General features: G+C 37.0%; 19 protein-coding genes. 2 read left to right on the plus strand and 17 right to left on the minus strand.

Going from position 1 to position 17,874, the window contains the following annotated elements:
- Positions 1–63 precede the first annotated feature (63 nt).
- The 14 genes from RK02_RS04270 to RK02_RS04335 all read right to left on the minus strand — a co-directional run bounded on the left by RK02_RS04270 (position 64) and on the right by RK02_RS04335 (position 11,569).
- Positions 64–849 carry an acetyl-CoA carboxylase carboxyl transferase subunit alpha gene (locus tag RK02_RS04270; RefSeq protein WP_016183028.1) on the minus strand — a complete coding sequence of 262 codons (786 nt, stop codon included), beginning with the start codon at positions 847–849 and terminating at the stop codon, positions 64–66.
- Positions 842–1,714, minus strand: a complete 873-nt coding sequence (accD, locus tag RK02_RS04275) for an acetyl-CoA carboxylase, carboxyltransferase subunit beta (protein ID WP_016183029.1) — start codon at positions 1,712–1,714, stop codon at positions 842–844. The genes RK02_RS04270 and accD overlap by 8 nt, the downstream gene beginning before the upstream one ends.
- Before the next feature lie 12 nt (positions 1,715–1,726).
- Positions 1,727–3,091: an acetyl-CoA carboxylase biotin carboxylase subunit gene (locus tag RK02_RS04280; RefSeq protein ID WP_016183030.1), complete on the minus strand. Its 1,365-nt coding sequence runs from the start codon at positions 3,089–3,091 to the stop codon at positions 1,727–1,729.
- A 6-nt stretch (positions 3,092–3,097) separates the two neighbouring features.
- Complete coding sequence (gene fabZ, locus RK02_RS04285) at positions 3,098–3,517, minus strand: 3-hydroxyacyl-ACP dehydratase FabZ (protein ID WP_026231409.1); 420 nt, start codon at positions 3,515–3,517, stop codon at positions 3,098–3,100.
- A gap of 12 nt (positions 3,518–3,529) precedes the next feature.
- Positions 3,530–4,018: an acetyl-CoA carboxylase biotin carboxyl carrier protein gene (gene accB / locus RK02_RS04290; protein WP_016183032.1), complete on the minus strand. Its 489-nt coding sequence runs from the start codon at positions 4,016–4,018 to the stop codon at positions 3,530–3,532.
- Positions 4,019–4,024: 6 nt separating this feature from the next.
- Entirely contained in the window at positions 4,025–5,260 is a 1,236-nt protein-coding gene (gene fabF, locus RK02_RS04295; RefSeq protein WP_016183033.1) for a beta-ketoacyl-ACP synthase II, read from the minus strand.
- 18 nt (positions 5,261–5,278) lie between these two features.
- Positions 5,279–6,016 carry a 3-oxoacyl-[acyl-carrier-protein] reductase gene (fabG, locus tag RK02_RS04300; RefSeq protein WP_016183034.1) on the minus strand — a complete coding sequence of 246 codons (738 nt, stop codon included), beginning with the start codon at positions 6,014–6,016 and terminating at the stop codon, positions 5,279–5,281.
- A gap of 9 nt (positions 6,017–6,025) precedes the next feature.
- Positions 6,026–6,946 (minus strand): ACP S-malonyltransferase, encoded by a 921-nt coding sequence (gene fabD / locus RK02_RS04305; RefSeq protein WP_016183035.1) that lies wholly within the window; start codon positions 6,944–6,946, stop codon positions 6,026–6,028.
- A 142-nt stretch (positions 6,947–7,088) separates the two neighbouring features.
- Positions 7,089–7,325, minus strand: coding sequence for an acyl carrier protein (locus RK02_RS04310; RefSeq protein WP_016183036.1), 237 nt, complete (start codon positions 7,323–7,325; stop codon positions 7,089–7,091).
- Between the two features lie 57 nt (positions 7,326–7,382).
- Positions 7,383–8,357 (minus strand): beta-ketoacyl-ACP synthase III, encoded by a 975-nt coding sequence (locus RK02_RS04315; RefSeq protein ID WP_016183037.1) that lies wholly within the window; start codon positions 8,355–8,357, stop codon positions 7,383–7,385.
- An 11-nt stretch (positions 8,358–8,368) separates the two neighbouring features.
- Positions 8,369–8,809, minus strand: coding sequence for a fatty acid biosynthesis transcriptional regulator FabT (fabT, locus tag RK02_RS04320; protein WP_016183038.1), 441 nt, complete (start codon positions 8,807–8,809; stop codon positions 8,369–8,371).
- A 201-nt stretch (positions 8,810–9,010) separates the two neighbouring features.
- A complete protein-coding gene (locus RK02_RS04325) occupies positions 9,011–9,241 on the minus strand; it encodes a YkuJ family protein (protein WP_016183039.1) in 231 nt (76 codons plus the stop codon).
- An 87-nt stretch (positions 9,242–9,328) separates the two neighbouring features.
- Positions 9,329–10,204 (minus strand): NAD(P)-dependent oxidoreductase, encoded by an 876-nt coding sequence (locus RK02_RS04330; protein ID WP_016183040.1) that lies wholly within the window; start codon positions 10,202–10,204, stop codon positions 9,329–9,331.
- 126 nt (positions 10,205–10,330) lie between these two features.
- Positions 10,331–11,569, minus strand: coding sequence for a glycosyltransferase family 4 protein (locus RK02_RS04335; protein WP_016183041.1), 1,239 nt, complete (start codon positions 11,567–11,569; stop codon positions 10,331–10,333).
- 162 nt (positions 11,570–11,731) lie between these two features.
- Here RK02_RS04335 and RK02_RS04340 point away from each other — a divergent pair, with 162 nt between their 5' ends.
- Entirely contained in the window at positions 11,732–12,703 is a 972-nt protein-coding gene (locus tag RK02_RS04340; RefSeq protein WP_016183042.1) for a dipeptidase, read from the plus strand.
- An 89-nt stretch (positions 12,704–12,792) separates the two neighbouring features.
- On the opposite strand, the gene ptsP is transcribed toward RK02_RS04340, so the two are convergent.
- The 3 genes from ptsP to RK02_RS04355 all read right to left on the minus strand — a co-directional run bounded on the left by ptsP (position 12,793) and on the right by RK02_RS04355 (position 15,142).
- Complete coding sequence (ptsP, locus tag RK02_RS04345) at positions 12,793–14,520, minus strand: phosphoenolpyruvate--protein phosphotransferase (RefSeq protein WP_016183043.1); 1,728 nt, start codon at positions 14,518–14,520, stop codon at positions 12,793–12,795.
- Positions 14,520–14,786 carry a phosphocarrier protein HPr gene (locus tag RK02_RS04350; protein ID WP_016183044.1) on the minus strand — a complete coding sequence of 89 codons (267 nt, stop codon included), beginning with the start codon at positions 14,784–14,786 and terminating at the stop codon, positions 14,520–14,522. Before RK02_RS04350 ends, ptsP begins: the two co-directional genes overlap by 1 nt.
- A gap of 170 nt (positions 14,787–14,956) precedes the next feature.
- Positions 14,957–15,142, minus strand: a complete 186-nt coding sequence (locus RK02_RS04355) for a hypothetical protein (RefSeq protein ID WP_016183045.1) — start codon at positions 15,140–15,142, stop codon at positions 14,957–14,959.
- 304 nt (positions 15,143–15,446) lie between these two features.
- On the opposite strand from RK02_RS04355, the gene RK02_RS04360 reads away from it, so the two are divergent.
- Entirely contained in the window at positions 15,447–17,672 is a 2,226-nt protein-coding gene (locus tag RK02_RS04360; RefSeq protein WP_016183046.1) for an ATP-dependent Clp protease ATP-binding subunit, read from the plus strand.
- The last annotated feature ends 202 nt before the right edge of the window (positions 17,673–17,874 follow it).

A 17,874-nucleotide genomic window follows, 5' to 3' on the forward strand; every position in this document is an offset into this window, starting at 1 on the left:
AATCGCTTGAATTAAGCGCTAGAACCCTAGCTTTTATACTCAAAAAATTCATTCAAAAAAATTTTAAAATTTTCTAAAACGTGCATATCTATGCATTAATAATTCATCAATTTCTAGCTTGCATAGCTGTTTTAAGGTATAAACCAGCTCAACTTTGAGCCTTTGAATCAGTTCTTCAACATCTAATTGGTCATTTTGCATTTTCTCTTGAATGACTTTATCAACTACACCTAATTGCTGCAATTCCTTAGCGGTAATTTTCATCAATTCAGCCGCTTCTTGCGCCCGACTTCCATCTTTCCATAAAATAGAAGCAAAACCTTCTGGCGAAAGTATTGCATAAATTGAATTTTCCAACATCCAGACCTGATCACCTAAGGCTAAGGCTAAGGCACCACCACTACCACCTTCACCGATGATAATCGCGATAATTGGCACTTTTAAATCAGCCATTTCCAACAAATTACGGGCAATCGCTTCACCTTCACCACGTTCCTCGGCACCAATGCCACAATAAGCACCAGCCGTATTAATAAAAGTAATCACCGGTCTTTGAAATTTTTCTGCCTGTTTCATTAAACGTAGGGCTTTACGATACCCTTCTGGATGCGCTTGACCAAAGTTTCGCTTTAAATTTTCCGGTAGATTTCGTCCCTTTTGAATACCGATGACCGTCACTGGCTTCTTATCTAATAAGGCTATCCCACCTACCACCGCTTGGTCATCTGCAAATAGACGATCACCATGAAATTCTTCAAAACCTTCAAACAATTGTTCAAAAAAGTCTAGAGCCGTTAGTCGGTCTTGTCGTCTAGCTAGCTTCACTACTTCATGGGCAGCTTTACTCATGCGTCATCCATCCTTTCTGTGTATGTAATTTCAATAGATGACTAATTTTATCGCGTAAGTCGCAGCGATTCACAATTTGATCCACAAAGCCATGAGCTAATAAAAACTCAGCTTTTTGAAAATCATCTGGTAAAGCTTGCTTTAAAGTCTGCTCAATTACTCTGCGACCAGCAAAACCAATCAAAGCTTGGGGTTCAGCTAGGATAATATCCCCTTGCATAGCAAAGCTAGCCGTAACTCCCCCTGTGGTTGGATCAGTTAAAACCGTTAAATAAAGCAATTGGGCATTACTATGACGTTTTACCGCTGCGGATATTTTAGCCATTTGCATTAATGAAAAGATTCCTTCTTGCATTCTAGCACCACCAGAAGCGGTAAATAAGACAACGGGCAAACGCTGCTCAGTCGCTTTTTCAAATAAACGAGTTATTTTTTCACCCACAACTGTTCCCATGCTTCCCATAATAAAGCTAGCATCCATAATACCAATGGCGACTGCTTGATTTTGAATCGTCGCTTTTCCTGTTAATACCGCTTCATGTAAGTGTGTTTTGGCTTGCATTTGCTTAATTTTTTCTTGGTAATTTGGAAAAGCCAGGGGATCCTTGGTTTCAAAATCATTGTCCCATTCATAAAAGGACTTTTCATCCACGATTAATGCCAAGCGCTCCCAAGCACTAATTCGAAAATTATAGCCACAATTAGGGCAGGTTTTCTCTTGACCAATTTCCTTGGTATAAATCATTTTTTTACAGCTCGGACATTTGGCCCATAAATTATCTGGAACAGCTGGTTCATTTTGCGGAGCATCATTCCGATTGGGAGTAATTCGAATGTAATCTTTCTTTTTTTTAAATAAAGCCACTTAAATCACTCCTTATCCTTCAGGCTTCCAATTTGGTAAAAATTTTTCTTGTAAAAAGGCTGTATCATAATCACCAGCAATAACATAGGGATTACTAATTAAATCCATTTGAAATTCAGCGTTGGTTATTACACCATCGGTAACTAACTCACTTAACGCACGTTGCATTTTCATCAAAGCTTCAAAACGATTTTCACCATGAACGATTATTTTAGCAATCATTGAATCATAGTAAGGTGGAATTGTATAACCTGAATACATCGCACTATCAACACGTAGCCCCATGCCACCACTAGGCAACAATAAATTGTTTATTTTACCAGGTGATGGTGCGAAATTAAATGCAGGATTTTCAGCATTGATTCTACATTCAATTGCATGACCTTTTAATTGAATATCTTCTTGTTTTAAAGTTAGTATTTCCCCAGCAGCGATTTCGATTTGCTTTTTAACTAAATCGACACCAGTTACCATTTCAGTAACGGGGTGCTCTACTTGAATACGTGTATTCATTTCCATAAAATAAAATGAACCTTCTAAATCCATTAAAAATTCTATCGTACCCGCATTTTGATAATTCACTGCTTTGGCTGCACGTACCGCAGTTTGCCCCAAAGCTTCACGTTTTTCTTTAGAAATCACTACTGAAGGTGATTCTTCTAAAACCTTTTGATTATTCCTTTGTAATGAACAATCTCGTTCACCAAAATGTAAGACATTCCCATATTGATCGCCTAGTATTTGCACTTCAATATGTCTGGCTGGATAAATGATTTTTTCCAAATACATTTCATCATTTCCAAAAGCAGCTTTTGCCTCTTGCTGTGCTGATTGAAAGGCTGGGGCAAGTTCCTCTTTAGTTAAAACCTTGCGAATTCCTTTACCACCGCCACCAGCAGCTGCCTTTAGCATAACAGGATAACCGATTTTATCTGCAATGGTTAAGGCTTCTTCAACAGTAGAGATAGCTCCGTCACTGCCAGGAATAACCGGTACTTTTGCCTTTTGCATTAATTGTCGTGCATGAATTTTGTTGCCCATTGCATCAATAGTCGCACTTTTAGGACCGATGAATTTAATGTTGCATGCTTCACACATTTCTGCAAATTGGCTGTTCTCAGAAAGAAATCCGAACCCCGGATGAATCGCTTCAGCCTTTGTTAAAATTGCCGCACTTAAAATCTGTTGAGCGTTTAAATAGGAATCACTGGCTTTCGCTGGTCCGATACAAACTGCTTCATCGGCTAATTCTGCATGCATGGCTTCTTTATCTGCTTGTGAGTAAACTGCAACGGTCCGAATACCCAATTCTCTACAAGCCCGGATAATTCTTACGGCAATTTCTCCTCGATTAGCAATTAAAATTTTTGAAAACATTCACATCTATCCAATCATAAAAGTTAGTTCTGCTTCTGCCACTTTTTTGCCGTCTACTCTAGCAACGCCTTTACCCATACCGGCATTCGCACGAACCTTTAAAATTTCTACTTCAAGCATTAAAGTATCACCAGGTGTGACTTTTTGACGGAATTTTGCTTTATCAATTCCACCAAAATAAGCCGTTTTTCCTTTAAAATCAGGTAAGGAAAGTAAAGCCACTGCCCCTGCTTGTGCCATCGCTTCAACAATTAATACACCCGGCATCACTGGTTCATGAGGAAAATGACCTTGAAAGAATGGTTCGTTAATTGTTACATTTTTTTTGGCCACAACCTTTTGACCTGCTTCAAGTTCTTCGATTCGATCAATTAACAACATCGGATAACGATGAGGAATAATTTCTTTAATCTGTTGTATATTCATTAATGACATACTCTAGCCTTCTTTCACTTTGAATAATGGCTGATTATATTCAACCATCTGCTCATTTTCAACTAAAATTTCAACAATTTCACCACTAACATCACTAGTGATTTCATTCATTACTTTCATCGCTTCAATAATACAAACCACTTCGCCTTTTTGCACCCGATCTCCCACTTGCTTAAACTCAGGCTTATCCGGTGCGGGTTTTAAATAAGCTACCCCAACTAAAGGTGAAACAATTGGCGTACCACTTACTTCTTTGGCTACTTCATCTTTTTTCTTTTCGACAACAGCCTGTGCACTCGTTGACACTTCTTGCATTTCAGCTACAGGCATCGCTTCATTGTAACTTAGACCCGTTGGCAAAATAGACTGTTGTCCACGGTTTTGTTTATTTTTACTTAAATACAATTCAAAAGAACCTTGTTTTAAATCAAATTCTGTTAGAGCTGATTGTTCAAACATTTGAAAAAGTTCTTTTACTTCATTTAGTTGCATGTCTGTTTACGCCTCCCAACGCTTCATCAATAAGACTGCGTTATGGCCACCAAAGCCTAACGAATTACTCATTGCATAGGTTAATGGGGCTTCAATTGCTTGGTTTTTTACCACATTTAATTCAATCGCTGGATCTTGTTGCGTGACATTAATGGTCGGTGGAACAAATTGATGTTGTAAAGCAAGTAAAGTCGCTACTGCTTCAACCCCACCGGCAGCACCTAATAAATGACCAGTCATTGATTTTGTACTACTTACATAGGTTTGCATATAACTTTCACCCAAACCATATTGAATAGCAGTAGCTTCTGCCACATCATTAGCAGGAGTGCTTGTTCCATGCGCATTGATATAATCAACTTGGCTACCAGTAATATTCGCTTCTTGCATCGCTAATTGCATCGCCTTACCTGCACCGGAACCATCTGGATTTGGCGCAGTCATATGGTAAGCATCACAATTAGCCCCATAACCAACTACTTCAGCTAAAATATTGGCACCACGCGCTTGTGCATGGTCAAGTGATTCTAATAATAATACACCAGCACCTTCACCCATTACAAAACCACTACGATTAATATCAAAAGGAGTAGAAGCTTTATTAGGATCACTTTCTGTTGTTAGAGCAGTTAAGGTAGCAAAACCAGCAATCCCAATTTCACAAATGGTTGATTCTGAACCACCGGCTAACATAACATCAGCATAACCATGTTTAATGTTTCTAAATGCTTCACCAATTGAGTGCGTACCAGATGCACAAGCCGTAACCGTCGTTGTACAAATACCTTTTGCACCAACACGTAAGGCAATATTTCCAGCAACCATATTGGTAATTGACATCGGTACAAACATAGGAGAGACACGTTTTGGTCCTTTTTGATTCATGCGTAACACTTGCTCTTCAATTGTAGGTAAACCACCAATTCCTGAGCCAACCATTACACCAAAGCGATCAGCATCAACTTTATCCAAAGCAAGTCCAGCCATTTCAATAGCATCTAAAGCAGCATGAACCCCGTAAATTGAAAATAAATCCATTCGTTTGGTGTCTTTTTTTATAAAATATTTATCTAATGGAAAATCCTTCACTTCAGCAGCTACGGAAATACCTGTTTCTGTAGCATCAAATTTAGTAATTGGCCCAATTCCATTTTGACCTTCTTTTAGACTAGTTAAAAAGCTTTCTGCATCATTACCAATGGGCGAAACAATTCCAAAGCCGGTAACTACTACTCGATTCATTTGATTTCCTCCTAATTATTATCCATGCATTACTAAGCCACCATCAACATTGATGACTTGACCAGTAATATAATCATTTTCAGCCAAAAAGATAGCAGCTTGAGCTACTTCTTCAGCCTTGCCAAATCGTTGTAACGGAATTGATTTAGTCACTTCTTCTTTTAATTTATCAGCTAATACTTCAGTCATATCTGTTTGAATAAAACCAGGAGCTATTGCATTACAGGTAATTCCTCTTTGCGCTACCTCACGAGCAACTGATTTAGTAAAACCTACCAAGCCAGCCTTACTTGCTGCATAGTTGGCTTGACCGGCATTACCCATCAATCCAGAAACACTAGAAATATTGATAATCTTTCCTGCTCTGGCTTTTAGCATTGGTTTTAAAACTTGCTGGGTCATATTAAAAGCGCCGGTTAGATTAATTTTTAATACTTCTTCAAAGTCTTGTGCAGACATCCGTAATAGTAATTTATCATTTGTAATCCCAGCATTATTGATTAAAATGCTGATTGCGCCAAGCTGTGTTTGCGCTTGTTTTAACATCTCACCAGCTTGATTAAAATCAGCAATATCACCACTAATGCCAATACACTGCACACCATAACTTTTAATTTCATCAATCAAAGTATCGCTAACTGGTTTACGACCATTCAAAACAATATTGGCTCCTTTTTTAGCAAAAGCTTTCGCCATCGCTAAGCCAATACCACGAGTACTTCCTGTAATAAAGACATTTTGTCCATTAATTTCCATTATATCCTCCTAAAAGCTGGCTAATGTTTCACTCAAAGTGCGGCTATCTTCTACCCGCAAAATAGCAAGCTGTTTATCAATCTTCTTCACAAAACCACTCAATACCTTACCAGGTCCGACTTCAACAACTCGCTGAATTCCCAATTCCTTCAAAGTAGCGATACTATCATAAAAACGAACAGGTGACATTACTTGTTTTTCTAGTAAAGTAGCAATCTCTTCTTGTAGCATCACTTTGGCTGTTGTATTGCTTATCACAGGTATTTTAGGCTGATTAAAAGTTACTTGTTCAAAAAGCTGCTTTAATCCTTGTGAAGCTGAAGCCAATAGAGCAGTATGGAAAGGGCCACTTACATTCAATGGAATCATCCGTTTGACATTATTGGCTGTCAAATATTCTACCGCTAAATCAACAGCCTGACTTTCTCCACCAATAACAATTTGTTGTGGAGTATTGTAATTTGCTGGTGCAACAATTCCTTGGCTGCTTGCTTTTTGACAACATTCTTCAATCAACTCGATTGGTGTATTCATCACCGCGACCATTTTCCCCGTTCCAGCAGGAGCAGCTTGGGTCATCAGTTGCCCACGTTGATTGACAATTTTCAAAGCTGTTTCAAAATCTAACACCTCAGCAGCCACCAAAGCTGAATATTCACCTAAGCTAAGTCCCATAACAGCATCTGGTAAAATTCCTTTTTCTTGTAAAATACGATAAAAAGCAACACTTGTTGTCAAGATTGCTGGTTGTGTATAAACAGTAAGGTTTAATTGATCATTTTCTTCAAAGCATAACTTAGTCATATCATAGCCTAAAATTTCACTAGCTTGTGCAAATGTTTCTCGAACAATTTCATATTGATCGTATAGTTCTTTTCCCATACCAATATATTGGGCACCTTGACCACTAAATAAAAATGCTGTTTTCATCTTTTTCTCCTCTACTTACTTCAACTTCATAATCTAAAATAAAAAGACAAGGTAAACTCACCTATAAGCTCCTTTACACATGTTGCATATGTTTTTTACTTATTTTATAGTGAGCTTATCCCTTGTCTTATACTCGCCTTAATTAAGCTTGGCTTTTAGCAACAAAGTCTACTAAATCACCAACTGTTTTAATGCCTTCTTCTGTTTCGATTTTTACATCAAAAGCATCTTCAATTTCATTAATTACTTGGAATAAATCTAAGCTATCAGCTTCTAAATCTTCTTGTAAATTTGTTGTTAAAGTTACTTTTTCTTCTTCTACATCTAATTCTTCCACAATAATTTCTTGAATTTTACTTAAAATTTCTTCTTTAGTCATGTTTATTTCCTCCAAAATACATACAAATATTTAAATTTTCATTTATATCTAAACAGGTTATAGTGTTAAAAGTAGATGGCCGTAAGCCAGCCCCCCACCAAAACCTGAAAGAACCACTTTTTGTTTGCCCTCTAACGACAATGTCTGATCAGCAACCTTTTCTGACAATAACAACGGAATTGAAGCTGCTGAAGTATTACCGTAACGATCCATATTTTGCAAAAAGCGCTCGCGATCTACATGCAACTTTTTAGACATTTTGTCTAAAATACGCGCATTTGCTTGGTGTAATAGAAAATAATCGATATCTTCTAAATCATTACCAACAAATTCACTCAATGATTTGGCTACATCTCTCGTAGCAAAATCAAAAATATCCCGACCATTCATACGTAAACAACGCTGTGAATCATCTTTTGATAGAATAAATGGTGAATTTTGAAGATTGCCACCTGAAGTTAAGGAATTTGATCTTGTGCCATCAGCTAGGAGTTGATCACGAATAATCCCATATGTGCTCTGATTGGTTAACAAGACACCTGCTGCTGCATCGCCAAACAATACGCAAGTGCTACGATCTTGCCAATCGATCACTCGACTCAAAACTTCGCCACCTATTACCATTCCATACGATTGATTTGTTTTAGCTTTCAACAACTTGTCAGCAGTTGATAAAGCGTAGACAAAACCAGCACAGGCCGCACTTAAATCAAAAGCAAAAGCATTAACTGCCCCAATTGCTCCCTGCACTTGACAGGCAACAGATGGACTCTGATAATCAGGTGTCATTGTAGCCACGATAACAAAATCCAGTTGCTCTGCAGACACTTGACTTTTAGCTAATAAATCTTGCGCAACTTTTATACATAAATCAGACGTATTCTCAGTTTGGGCAATCCGGCGTTGTTTGATACCGGTCCGACTAAAAATCCATTCATCACTTGTATCGACAACTTTTGCTAAGTCATCATTCGTTACGATCTTTTCAGGTACTGCATGGGCTACTTGCATAATCCGATTATAATTTGTCATAATGCCAACTCTCACTTATATTCTTGTAAAAAGGCATGTAAGTTACCTAGTGCACGTAATAATGCGTCGGCTTCAGCTTGATCCATTCCACCTAGCACGGCTTTAATCATTTCGCGATGAAAATGCTGATGCACTCGATAAATCAATCGTCCTTTTTTCGTCAAACCCAATTTAACTACCCGTCTGTCATCTTCGCTGCGGATTCTTTCAACATATCCTTTTTTAACCAATTTATTGATAGCAATTGTCAGCGTACCTACTGTAATAGCTAGCTCTTTAGCCACCTCAGAAGTCGTCTTCTTTTTATACATACTAATTGCTTCAATCGTGTGCATTTCAGTAATTGATAAATCCTTAAATTGCGATTTTTTCAATTCAGATTCTTCAATGACCAAAATATCATTAAATACATCGACTAATAATTGATTAATTTGTTCAAAATTTGTTTCCATATTTCCCACACCTAGATAGTTTGATAGTCAAAAGATTTGATAATCAAACTATATCTAAACTCCCTTCATTTTGCAAGCAATTTTTTATTTTTCTTTATATTTTTTTAATAAATTTTCTTTTTATATAACAAGAAAGCACGATCAACCAAATTTAAATATTGGTAAAATCGTGCTTTTCTCTTGTTAAAAAAACTAAAAAAATTATTGAATTAAATCATAAATTTCCATCGCTACGATATCAATATTATCAAATTGATATGGTTGATTTGATTCAGATTCGGTTAATTCAAACGTTTCAGTTGAGCTATCGTAGGTTACGATACATTTCTCAACTCCTTCTTTTTCAAAACGACGTACCTGCACCTCATTATCTTGTGCTTCAACCATCGCTTCTAAACGTCTAATAATGGCGACTAATTGCGAACTTTTCATCCGGCAATCCTCCCTTTAATCATTTCTGTTACATTGTATCAAAAACCTTGTCATATTGCATTGGTTTTGCTAAAAAAAATTATTTTTTTAATCTTTTTTTCCTTCTGACCACCATAATTTAATCAAGGCTTGGGTACCATTATTTTCATAACCAGCTTGCGCTAAAGATTCGTATAAGCGACACGCCTCTTTTGTCGCCGGTAAATCTAAATCCATTTTTTGGGCTTCATCTAGCGCTATTTTTAAATCTTTAATAAAATGTTTCACAAAAAAGCCAGGTGTAAAATCTTCTTTTAAAATTCGAGGGCTATAGTTAATCATCGACCAGTTAGCAGCACTTCCACCAGCCAAAGTCGCTAATACACTTTCTAAATCTAAACCAGCCTTATTCGCATAGACTAGCATCTCAGTCATTCCAGTCATTGTCCCTGCAATCATAATTTGATTAGCCATTTTAGTATGCTGACCGCACCCGGCAGCTCCTTGGTAATTATAGGTTTTACCAACTAGCTTAAATAATGGTAAAACGCGATCATACACTGCTTTATCGCCACCAACCATAATCGTCAAGGTCGCATTTTGCGCGCCTAAATCCCCACCAGAAACCGGTGCGTCTAAGCTGTCAGCCTTTAATTGTTTGGCTGTTTGATACAAACGTTGCGCTAATGAAGGCGTACTGGTAGTAAAATCAACCACTGTTTTGCCAGTAATCGCTGCTTTAAAAATACCAGATTGACCATAGTATACTTCCTCAACATCGCTTGGATAGCCCACCATCGTAAAAATCACTTCAGCTTTGTCAGCGACTATTTGTGGGGTATCACACCAAGTGGCACCTAAATCAACCAATTCATCTGCCTTAGCTTTTGTACGATTATATATATACAACTGATGACCCGCTGCCATTAGATGTTTAATCATCGATTTTCCCATGACACCCGTACCAATAAAACCTAAATTCATCACATACACACTCCTTATCGCTATTCTATTGTTATTATACTATATTTTTGCTAAATTCCTATTCATTTGCAAAAAGAAAGCCATCGAAATCATCCGATTAAAGATTTTCGACAGCTTTCTTCGCTATTAAGAACGATTCAACGGTGTGCGAATCGAACGTAATTTTACTTTTATTTTTTCAATAGGTGGCGATGCTTTTTTCTCAGCTAATCGGGCATTGTAATTTACAATAACTTCCTCATAACAGGCTTCGATTGCTTTACCAAAACATTCCGCTGATATCTCATAAAGCTTAGCAGCTAAAATCTCCTCATTCTTAGGATTATTCGCAGCGATATACTGCATTAATGTCTCAGCGAAATCTTCGTCGTGTTTAAAGGTAACACCTAAACAAGGATGACTCACTAAAGCGTCTAGATATTCATTTCCTTCTACAACGATAGGAATCCCAGCGGCCATCGCTTCAGTATAGGTTAAACCTTGCGTTTCAGAAGTCGAACAGCTCACAAAATAATCGGCCGCATGATAATAATACGCCACTTGATCATTAGGAACTTCCCCAACAAATTGGACAAACTCTCTCAAATTTAGCGTAGAAACCAACGCATCCAATTCGTCAAAATAAGGTCCCTTCCCAACAATAACCAATCTAACATTCGGTAAACTTGCTACAACTTTAGGCATTCCTTGAATAATTGCTTGAATATTCTTTTCATATGAAAGACGACTTAATGATAATAGCATCACTTGATTAGTTGCAATGCCTAGTTGTTTACGCAACTTTTGGTTATCTTGTTCAGTAATATCTTGTCTGACAAAACGGTCTAACTCAATACCAGTCGGGATTACCTTCATAGCCTTTTCTACACCATAGCTTTGTAACTTTCGGCTCACCCGTTTACTTGGGCAAATCACTGCATCAATATGATTCGTATACATCTTTGTCAAAAATTTAACATGACTTGGGCGAATAACCTTCCCTTTTGCAATATAGTGCAGATAATCCTCATACATGGTATGATAGGTGTGTACAACAGGAATTTTTAATTTTTTAGCAACTATTTTCCCCAGCAAACCAACACCGAATTCTGTATGGGTATGGATCAAATCAATTTCTAAATCCTTAGCAAGTTGATAAGCTTCATACATCCCTCTGACAACAATTCGTCGATCAGTAAAGGAAATAAACGGTACACTCGGCATCCGGATGATTCGTTCTTGCGTTTCTTGTACATTTGGATCAGTTGTAGTAAAAATATACACTTCATGATTCAAAGATTCTAATTGATCCTTCAAGGTCTTAATCGAGGTTGCTACTCCACTCACTTGTGGAAAATACGTATCGGTAAATAAACCTATTTTCATCTTTTCACCACACCTTCAACATCAATATTCCTTTATACACATCTTGTTTCATTATAACATAAATAGCAAAAAAATACGCTCATTCTTAAGTCGCATCTTTCACTTACCTAGATTACTATGCTATAATACAGCTAATTATTTATCTCAAAGGAAGCGATTCTTATGCATCTACCCGTTATGGATTTACATTGCGACACCATTTATCAACTTTATCTTCATCCACAAAGCACCCTAGCTCAAAATAATTACCAGCTAGATTTAGTCAAGATGAAAAAAGCCAATTATTTATTACAAAATTTCGCAGTTTTTATTGATAAAAATGAATTTACTCAGCCCTATCAAACTGCCCTAGCTATGATTCATCTTTTCAAAAAAGAATTACAAAAAAATCAACAGACGATCAAACAAGTTTATCGTTATGAAGATATTGTAAATAATCAAAAGGAAAATAAGATTAGTGCCTTATTAACTTTAGAAGGTGGAGAAATCATTGAGAGGAAATTGGAGAATTTACAGCATTTAGCTCAGCTTGGTGCTAAAATGTTAACTTTAACGTGGAATTATCCCAACCAAATCGGTTTTCCTAATAGTATCTATTGGGATGCAAATCATAAACAGCTAAATCATTCGCAGGCTGGCCTCACTCCCTTTGGCATCGAAGTCGTTGAAGAAATGAATCGTTTAAAGATGATTATCGATGTGTCACACGGCTCAGATCAATTAATTTTAGATGTATTAAGCCATAGTAAAAGCCCCATTGTCGCCAGCCATTCTAATGCACGGAGTATTTGTAATCATCCACGCAACTTATCAGATGACTTATTGAAAAAAATTGCTAATACTAACGGTCTAATCGGTTTGAATTTTTACGAGCAATTCCTTCGCGAAAATAAGAACCAGTATTCCTTAAAGGGTGCGCTTATTGCTCATTTAAAATATATGATCAATTTAATTGGGACAGAACATATTGCCTTTGGATCTGATTTTGATGGCATACCAGTCCACCCAGATTTAAAGGATGCGACTGTTTTTATTGAATTAGCCGAAACCCTACAGCAAGCCGGTTTTAAAGCGTCAACTATTGAAAAATTATTTTATCAAAATGCTTTAAATTTTTATCGCGAAAATCTATAAAGAAGAAGACAAAACGGATAACCAAAATCTGGTTATCCGTTTTGTCTTGCCATTAAAAAGGAGCAGGCTAAGCCTACTCCTTAAAATACTTATTTTACATATTCGTTGATTAATTCAACAACTTCTTCCATTGTATCACAATCGTTTAATGCACGATCAGCTAATTCTTGCATCTTAGCAGAATCTAAACGTTTCATTAAACTACGTGTTTTAAGAACAGAAGTCGCACTCATAGAGAACTCATCTAAGCCCATACCTACAAGCAACGGTACAGCTGTTTGATCGCCAGCCATTTCTCCACACATACCAGCCCATTTACCTTCAGCGTGTGCTGCATCAATAACGTTTTTGATTAAGCGTAAAATTGATGGGTTATATGGTTGATATAGGTAAGAAACCTTTTCACTCATACGGTCAGCAGCCATTGTGTATTGAATTAAGTCATTTGTACCAATACTGAAGAAGTCAACTTCTTTAGCAAATTTATCAGCTAAAACAGCAGCTGCAGGAATTTCAATCATAATACCCACTTGGATACTATCAGAAACAGCTACACCCTCTGCAACTAATTTTGCTTTTTCTTCTTCAAACATTTGTTTAGCAGCTCTAAACTCTTTTAAGGTTGCAACCATTGGGAACATTACGCGAAGTGTACCGTAAGCAGAAGCTCTTAGCAACGCACGCAATTGTGTTCTAAACATTGCATCACCTAATTCAGATAGACTGATACGCAATGCACGGTAACCTAAGAATGGGTTCATTTCATGTGGTAAATCAAGATATGGTAATTCTTTATCTCCACCGATATCCATTGTACGTACAACAACCGGTTTACCTTCCATGCCTTCTAATACCGCTTTGTAAGCTTGGAATTGATCTTCTTCAGATGGGAAATCTGGAGAATCCATGTATAAGAATTCTGTACGGTATAAACCAACTGCTTCAGCACCATTCGCATGAACACCTTTTAAGTCTTTTGGTGTACCGATATTAGCAGCCAACTCAAAATGTTTACCATCAGCTGTCACAGTTTGTGCGTTTTTCAATTTTTCCCATTCTGCTTTTTGAGCAGCATATGCTTCACCAGCTTTGATAAATTCAGCTTGTTGTTCAGCAGTTGGATCAACAATTGCTTCACCAGTCAAACCATTTACCGCTAGCAACTCTCCAGCTTTTACTTTTGAAGTAATTGATTCAGTACCAACTACCGCTGGAATTTCTAATGAACGCGCCATAATTGCAGAGTGAGAAGTACGTCCACCAATATTAGTGATAAACGCTTTTACATATTTACGATCTAACTGCGCAGTATCACTAGGTGTTAAATCGTGCGCAACAACGATTACTTCTTCATTAATCATTGCTGGACTTGGTAAAACTACATTTAACAAGTGCGCTAATACACGTTTAGTAACGTCACGGATATCCGCAGCACGTTCTTGCATGTAGGCATTACCTTCCATACCTTCAAATAAAGTAATGAACATATCTGTTACTTCTTTTAAGGCAGCTTCAGCATTCACCTTATTTGTTTTGATTGAATCTTTAATTTGACCAATCATTTCTGGATCAGATAAAACCATCAAGTGAGCATCAAAAACTTGTGCTTCTTTTTCACCTAGCGTACTAGCTGCTTTATCTCTAATTTGTTGTAGCTCAGCTTTTGATTGTGCCAAGGCATCGTCCAAGCGAGCGAATTCAGCCTCGATATCTTCAACTGTCACTTTGCTAAATGACAAATCTGGCTCAACTAATAGATAAGCTTTAGCTACGGCTACACCATCACTTGCGGCAATTCCTTTTAGCATTTCAACCATTAGTTAGACAAACCTTCTTTAACCATTGTTTCAGTAATAGCTGCGATTGCTTCTTTTTCGTCAGCACCTTCAGCTGAGATTGTTACGTCAGCACCTTGGCCAACACCTAAAGACATAACGCCCATGATTGATTTAAGGTTTACAGATTTACCTTTGTATTCTAAGTTGATATCTGAAGCAAATTTGCTTGCAGTTTGTACTAATAAAGTTGCAGGACGTGCGTGAATTCCTGTTTCAGCAACTACGTTAAATGATTTTTTTTCCATATGAATCGTTCTCCTTTGTAAAGAAAATATTTTTGTTAGGGTTTTCTTCAAATAAATAGGACTGACTAAGTCGTTTAATACACCCTTTCAATTGATAAGATTACCATTTTTTTCATTTTAAGACAACCATTTTCCAGCAATTTATTTAGAATGTTAATTGATATTTTATTTCAATCCTTCATTCGATAAATAATTTCTCCATTTAAACCAGCTTCACCTACTACATCATTCCGATTTTCCAACACTAGCCACGCCTCACGAAAGCTGAAAAATTCATCATGTTTAACAATAATCTCTTGAATTTCACCTGCCTGCAAGCTTTGAAGTAGGTTGGTAAACTCTTCTTTTGTTTTCATGAAAATTTTCATCTCCAGTTTTCATAAAATTGTTATTATATACTTCATTTATTATAGCATATCCTTTCTTATCTTACTTATAGAATATTAATCTTTTAGTAACTTTATTTCACCCCCTAAAAATCTCTTTAGCAATAAGCGACTTTCTTGCGTAAATCAAAAAAAATAGTATAATGAACTCATAGGTCAATTTTGGTCAAACATTCTCATTTAATGAATAGCCATCATTATTGAGCCAAAATAGACGACGAGTTTTATGAGATTCTCCCAAAATCTTAAATAACTTACTGCAAGGAAGATGTCTATGAATTGTCAAAACTGCGGAAAAAATGAAGCAACCATTCATCTATATGCCAGTTTGAATGGTCAAAAACGTCAATTTGATCTTTGCCAAAGTTGTTATCAGAAAATTAAAGCAGCTCAAAATGGTTTCAATCAAAATATATATCAAGACCCTTTTGGATTTAGTAATTTTGATGATATCATTCGTCAATTTTCTCGACAAATGCAAGAAGGTCCAAAAGAGCAAACCCCACCTACTCAAAATGGTTTTTACGGTGGAAATCGTCCACCACAAGCCAATCAACGCGGTGGTTTACTTGAACAATTTGGTATCAATATTACCCAACAGGCACGTGAAGGCAAAATTGATCCAGTTGTTGGACGAGACCAAGAAATTCAACGCGTCATTGAAATCTTAAATCGCCGAAATAAAAACAATCCGGTTTTAATTGGTGAACCAGGTGTTGGTAAAACAGCAGTCGTTGAAGGGCTTGCCCTTAAAATTGTCGCTGAAGAGGTACCACAAAAGCTTCAAGGGAAAGAAGTGATTCGCTTAGATGTTGCCTCTTTGGTTCAAGGAACTGGGGTGCGCGGACAATTTGAAGAACGAATGACGCAATTAATCAATGAAGTCAGCCAAGCCAAGGATACTATTTTATTCATTGATGAAGTTCATGAAATCGTTGGTGCTGGCTCTGCTGGTGAAGGCAATCTTGATGCAGGAAACATCTTAAAGCCTGCGCTGGCTCGTGGCGAACTACAAATGATCGGTGCGACGACTTTAAATGAATATCGAATTATTGAAAAAGATCCCGCTTTAGAACGTCGGATGCAACCAGTCCAAGTCAATGAACCTAGCGTTGAAGAAACGATTACTATCTTAAAAGGAATTCAAAAACGCTATGAAGACTACCATCATGTTCTTTATACGGATAAAGCAATAGAACAAGCAGCAATTTTATCCAATCGCTATATCCAAGATCGTTTCTTACCAGATAAGGCAATCGACTTACTTGATGAAGCAGGATCTAAAAAGAATCTAACCATTCCATATGTTGATCCAAAAAACATCGAGAAGAAACTAGCTTATGCGCAACAACAAAAACAAGAAGCTTCTCAAGAAGAGGATTTTGAAAAAGCGGCCTACTATCGTGATCAAATCACTAAATTAGAAAAATTAATGAAAAATCAAGTGGACGATGAACAAGCCCCTACTATCACTGAAAAAGATATGGAAGTCATTGTTGAAGAAAAAACAGGTATTCCAGTCGGTGAACTAAAAGAAAAAGAACAAACCCAATTACGAAATCTTGCTGACGACTTAAATAAACACGTTATTGGTCAAGCCGAAGCTATTGAAAAGGTCAGCAAAGCCATTCGACGTAATCGGATTGGATTAGGTAAAGAAAATCGTCCGATCGGCTCCTTCTTGTTTGTCGGACCAACTGGTGTCGGAAAAACAGAATTAGCTAAGCAATTAGCCTTAGAGCTATTTGGTTCTAAAGAGGCAATGATTCGTTTTGATATGTCTGAATACATGGAAAAACATAGTGTAGCGAAATTAATCGGTTCACCCCCAGGATATGTTGGTTATGAAGAAGCTGGTCAATTAACCGAAAAAGTGCGCCGTAATCCTTATAGTCTGATCTTATTAGATGAAGTTGAAAAAGCACATCCCGATGTCTTGCATATGTTTTTACAAATCTTAGACGATGGACGCTTAACCGATGCAAAAGGACGAACGGTCAGCTTTAAAGATACTCTGATCATTATGACAAGTAATGCCGGTGCTGGCAAAATCGAGGCAAGTGTTGGTTTTGGTGCCGCTCGTGAAGGTCGAACACGTTCCATTTTAGGTCAGTTAAACCAATTCTTTACCCCAGAATTTCTTAACCGCTTTGATGGCATTATCGAATTCCAAGCATTATCACGCGAAAACTTATTAGTGATTTTAGATTTAATGCTAGCCGAAGTCAATCAACAGCTTTCAAGACAACAAATTCATGTAGAGGTTAGTCCTGAAGCAAAAGAAAAATTAGTCAGTCTTGGCTATAATCCAGCGATGGGAGCTCGCCCATTACGTCGAACAATCCAAGATCAAATTGAAGATCAGGTAGCCGAATATTATCTTGATCATCCTAAAGCTAGCCAGCTCTTCGCCCATTTAAATGATCAAGATGAAATTGTGATTTCAACTCAAAAACAGTTATCTGAGCAAGTCGAAGCAGTTGCTGACGAAAACGAATAATAGTAAAAAAGTCTAAAAATTAGTTATCTAATTTTTAGACTTTTTTTATTTAAAACATTTGTTATCAACAAATGTCTAAAAAAATATCAAGCGGTTACTCGAAATAAAACTTTTGATTAACACGCTAAACATAAGAAAAAGTTAGCTTTCCAACTACTAAAAAAACATTGCATAATCCATAAAATATTCAATACTTTTAGTT

The sequence above is a fragment of the Enterococcus columbae DSM 7374 = ATCC 51263 genome, assembly GCF_000406925.1.
GTDB lineage: Bacteria > Bacillota > Bacilli > Lactobacillales > Enterococcaceae > Enterococcus_E > Enterococcus_E columbae.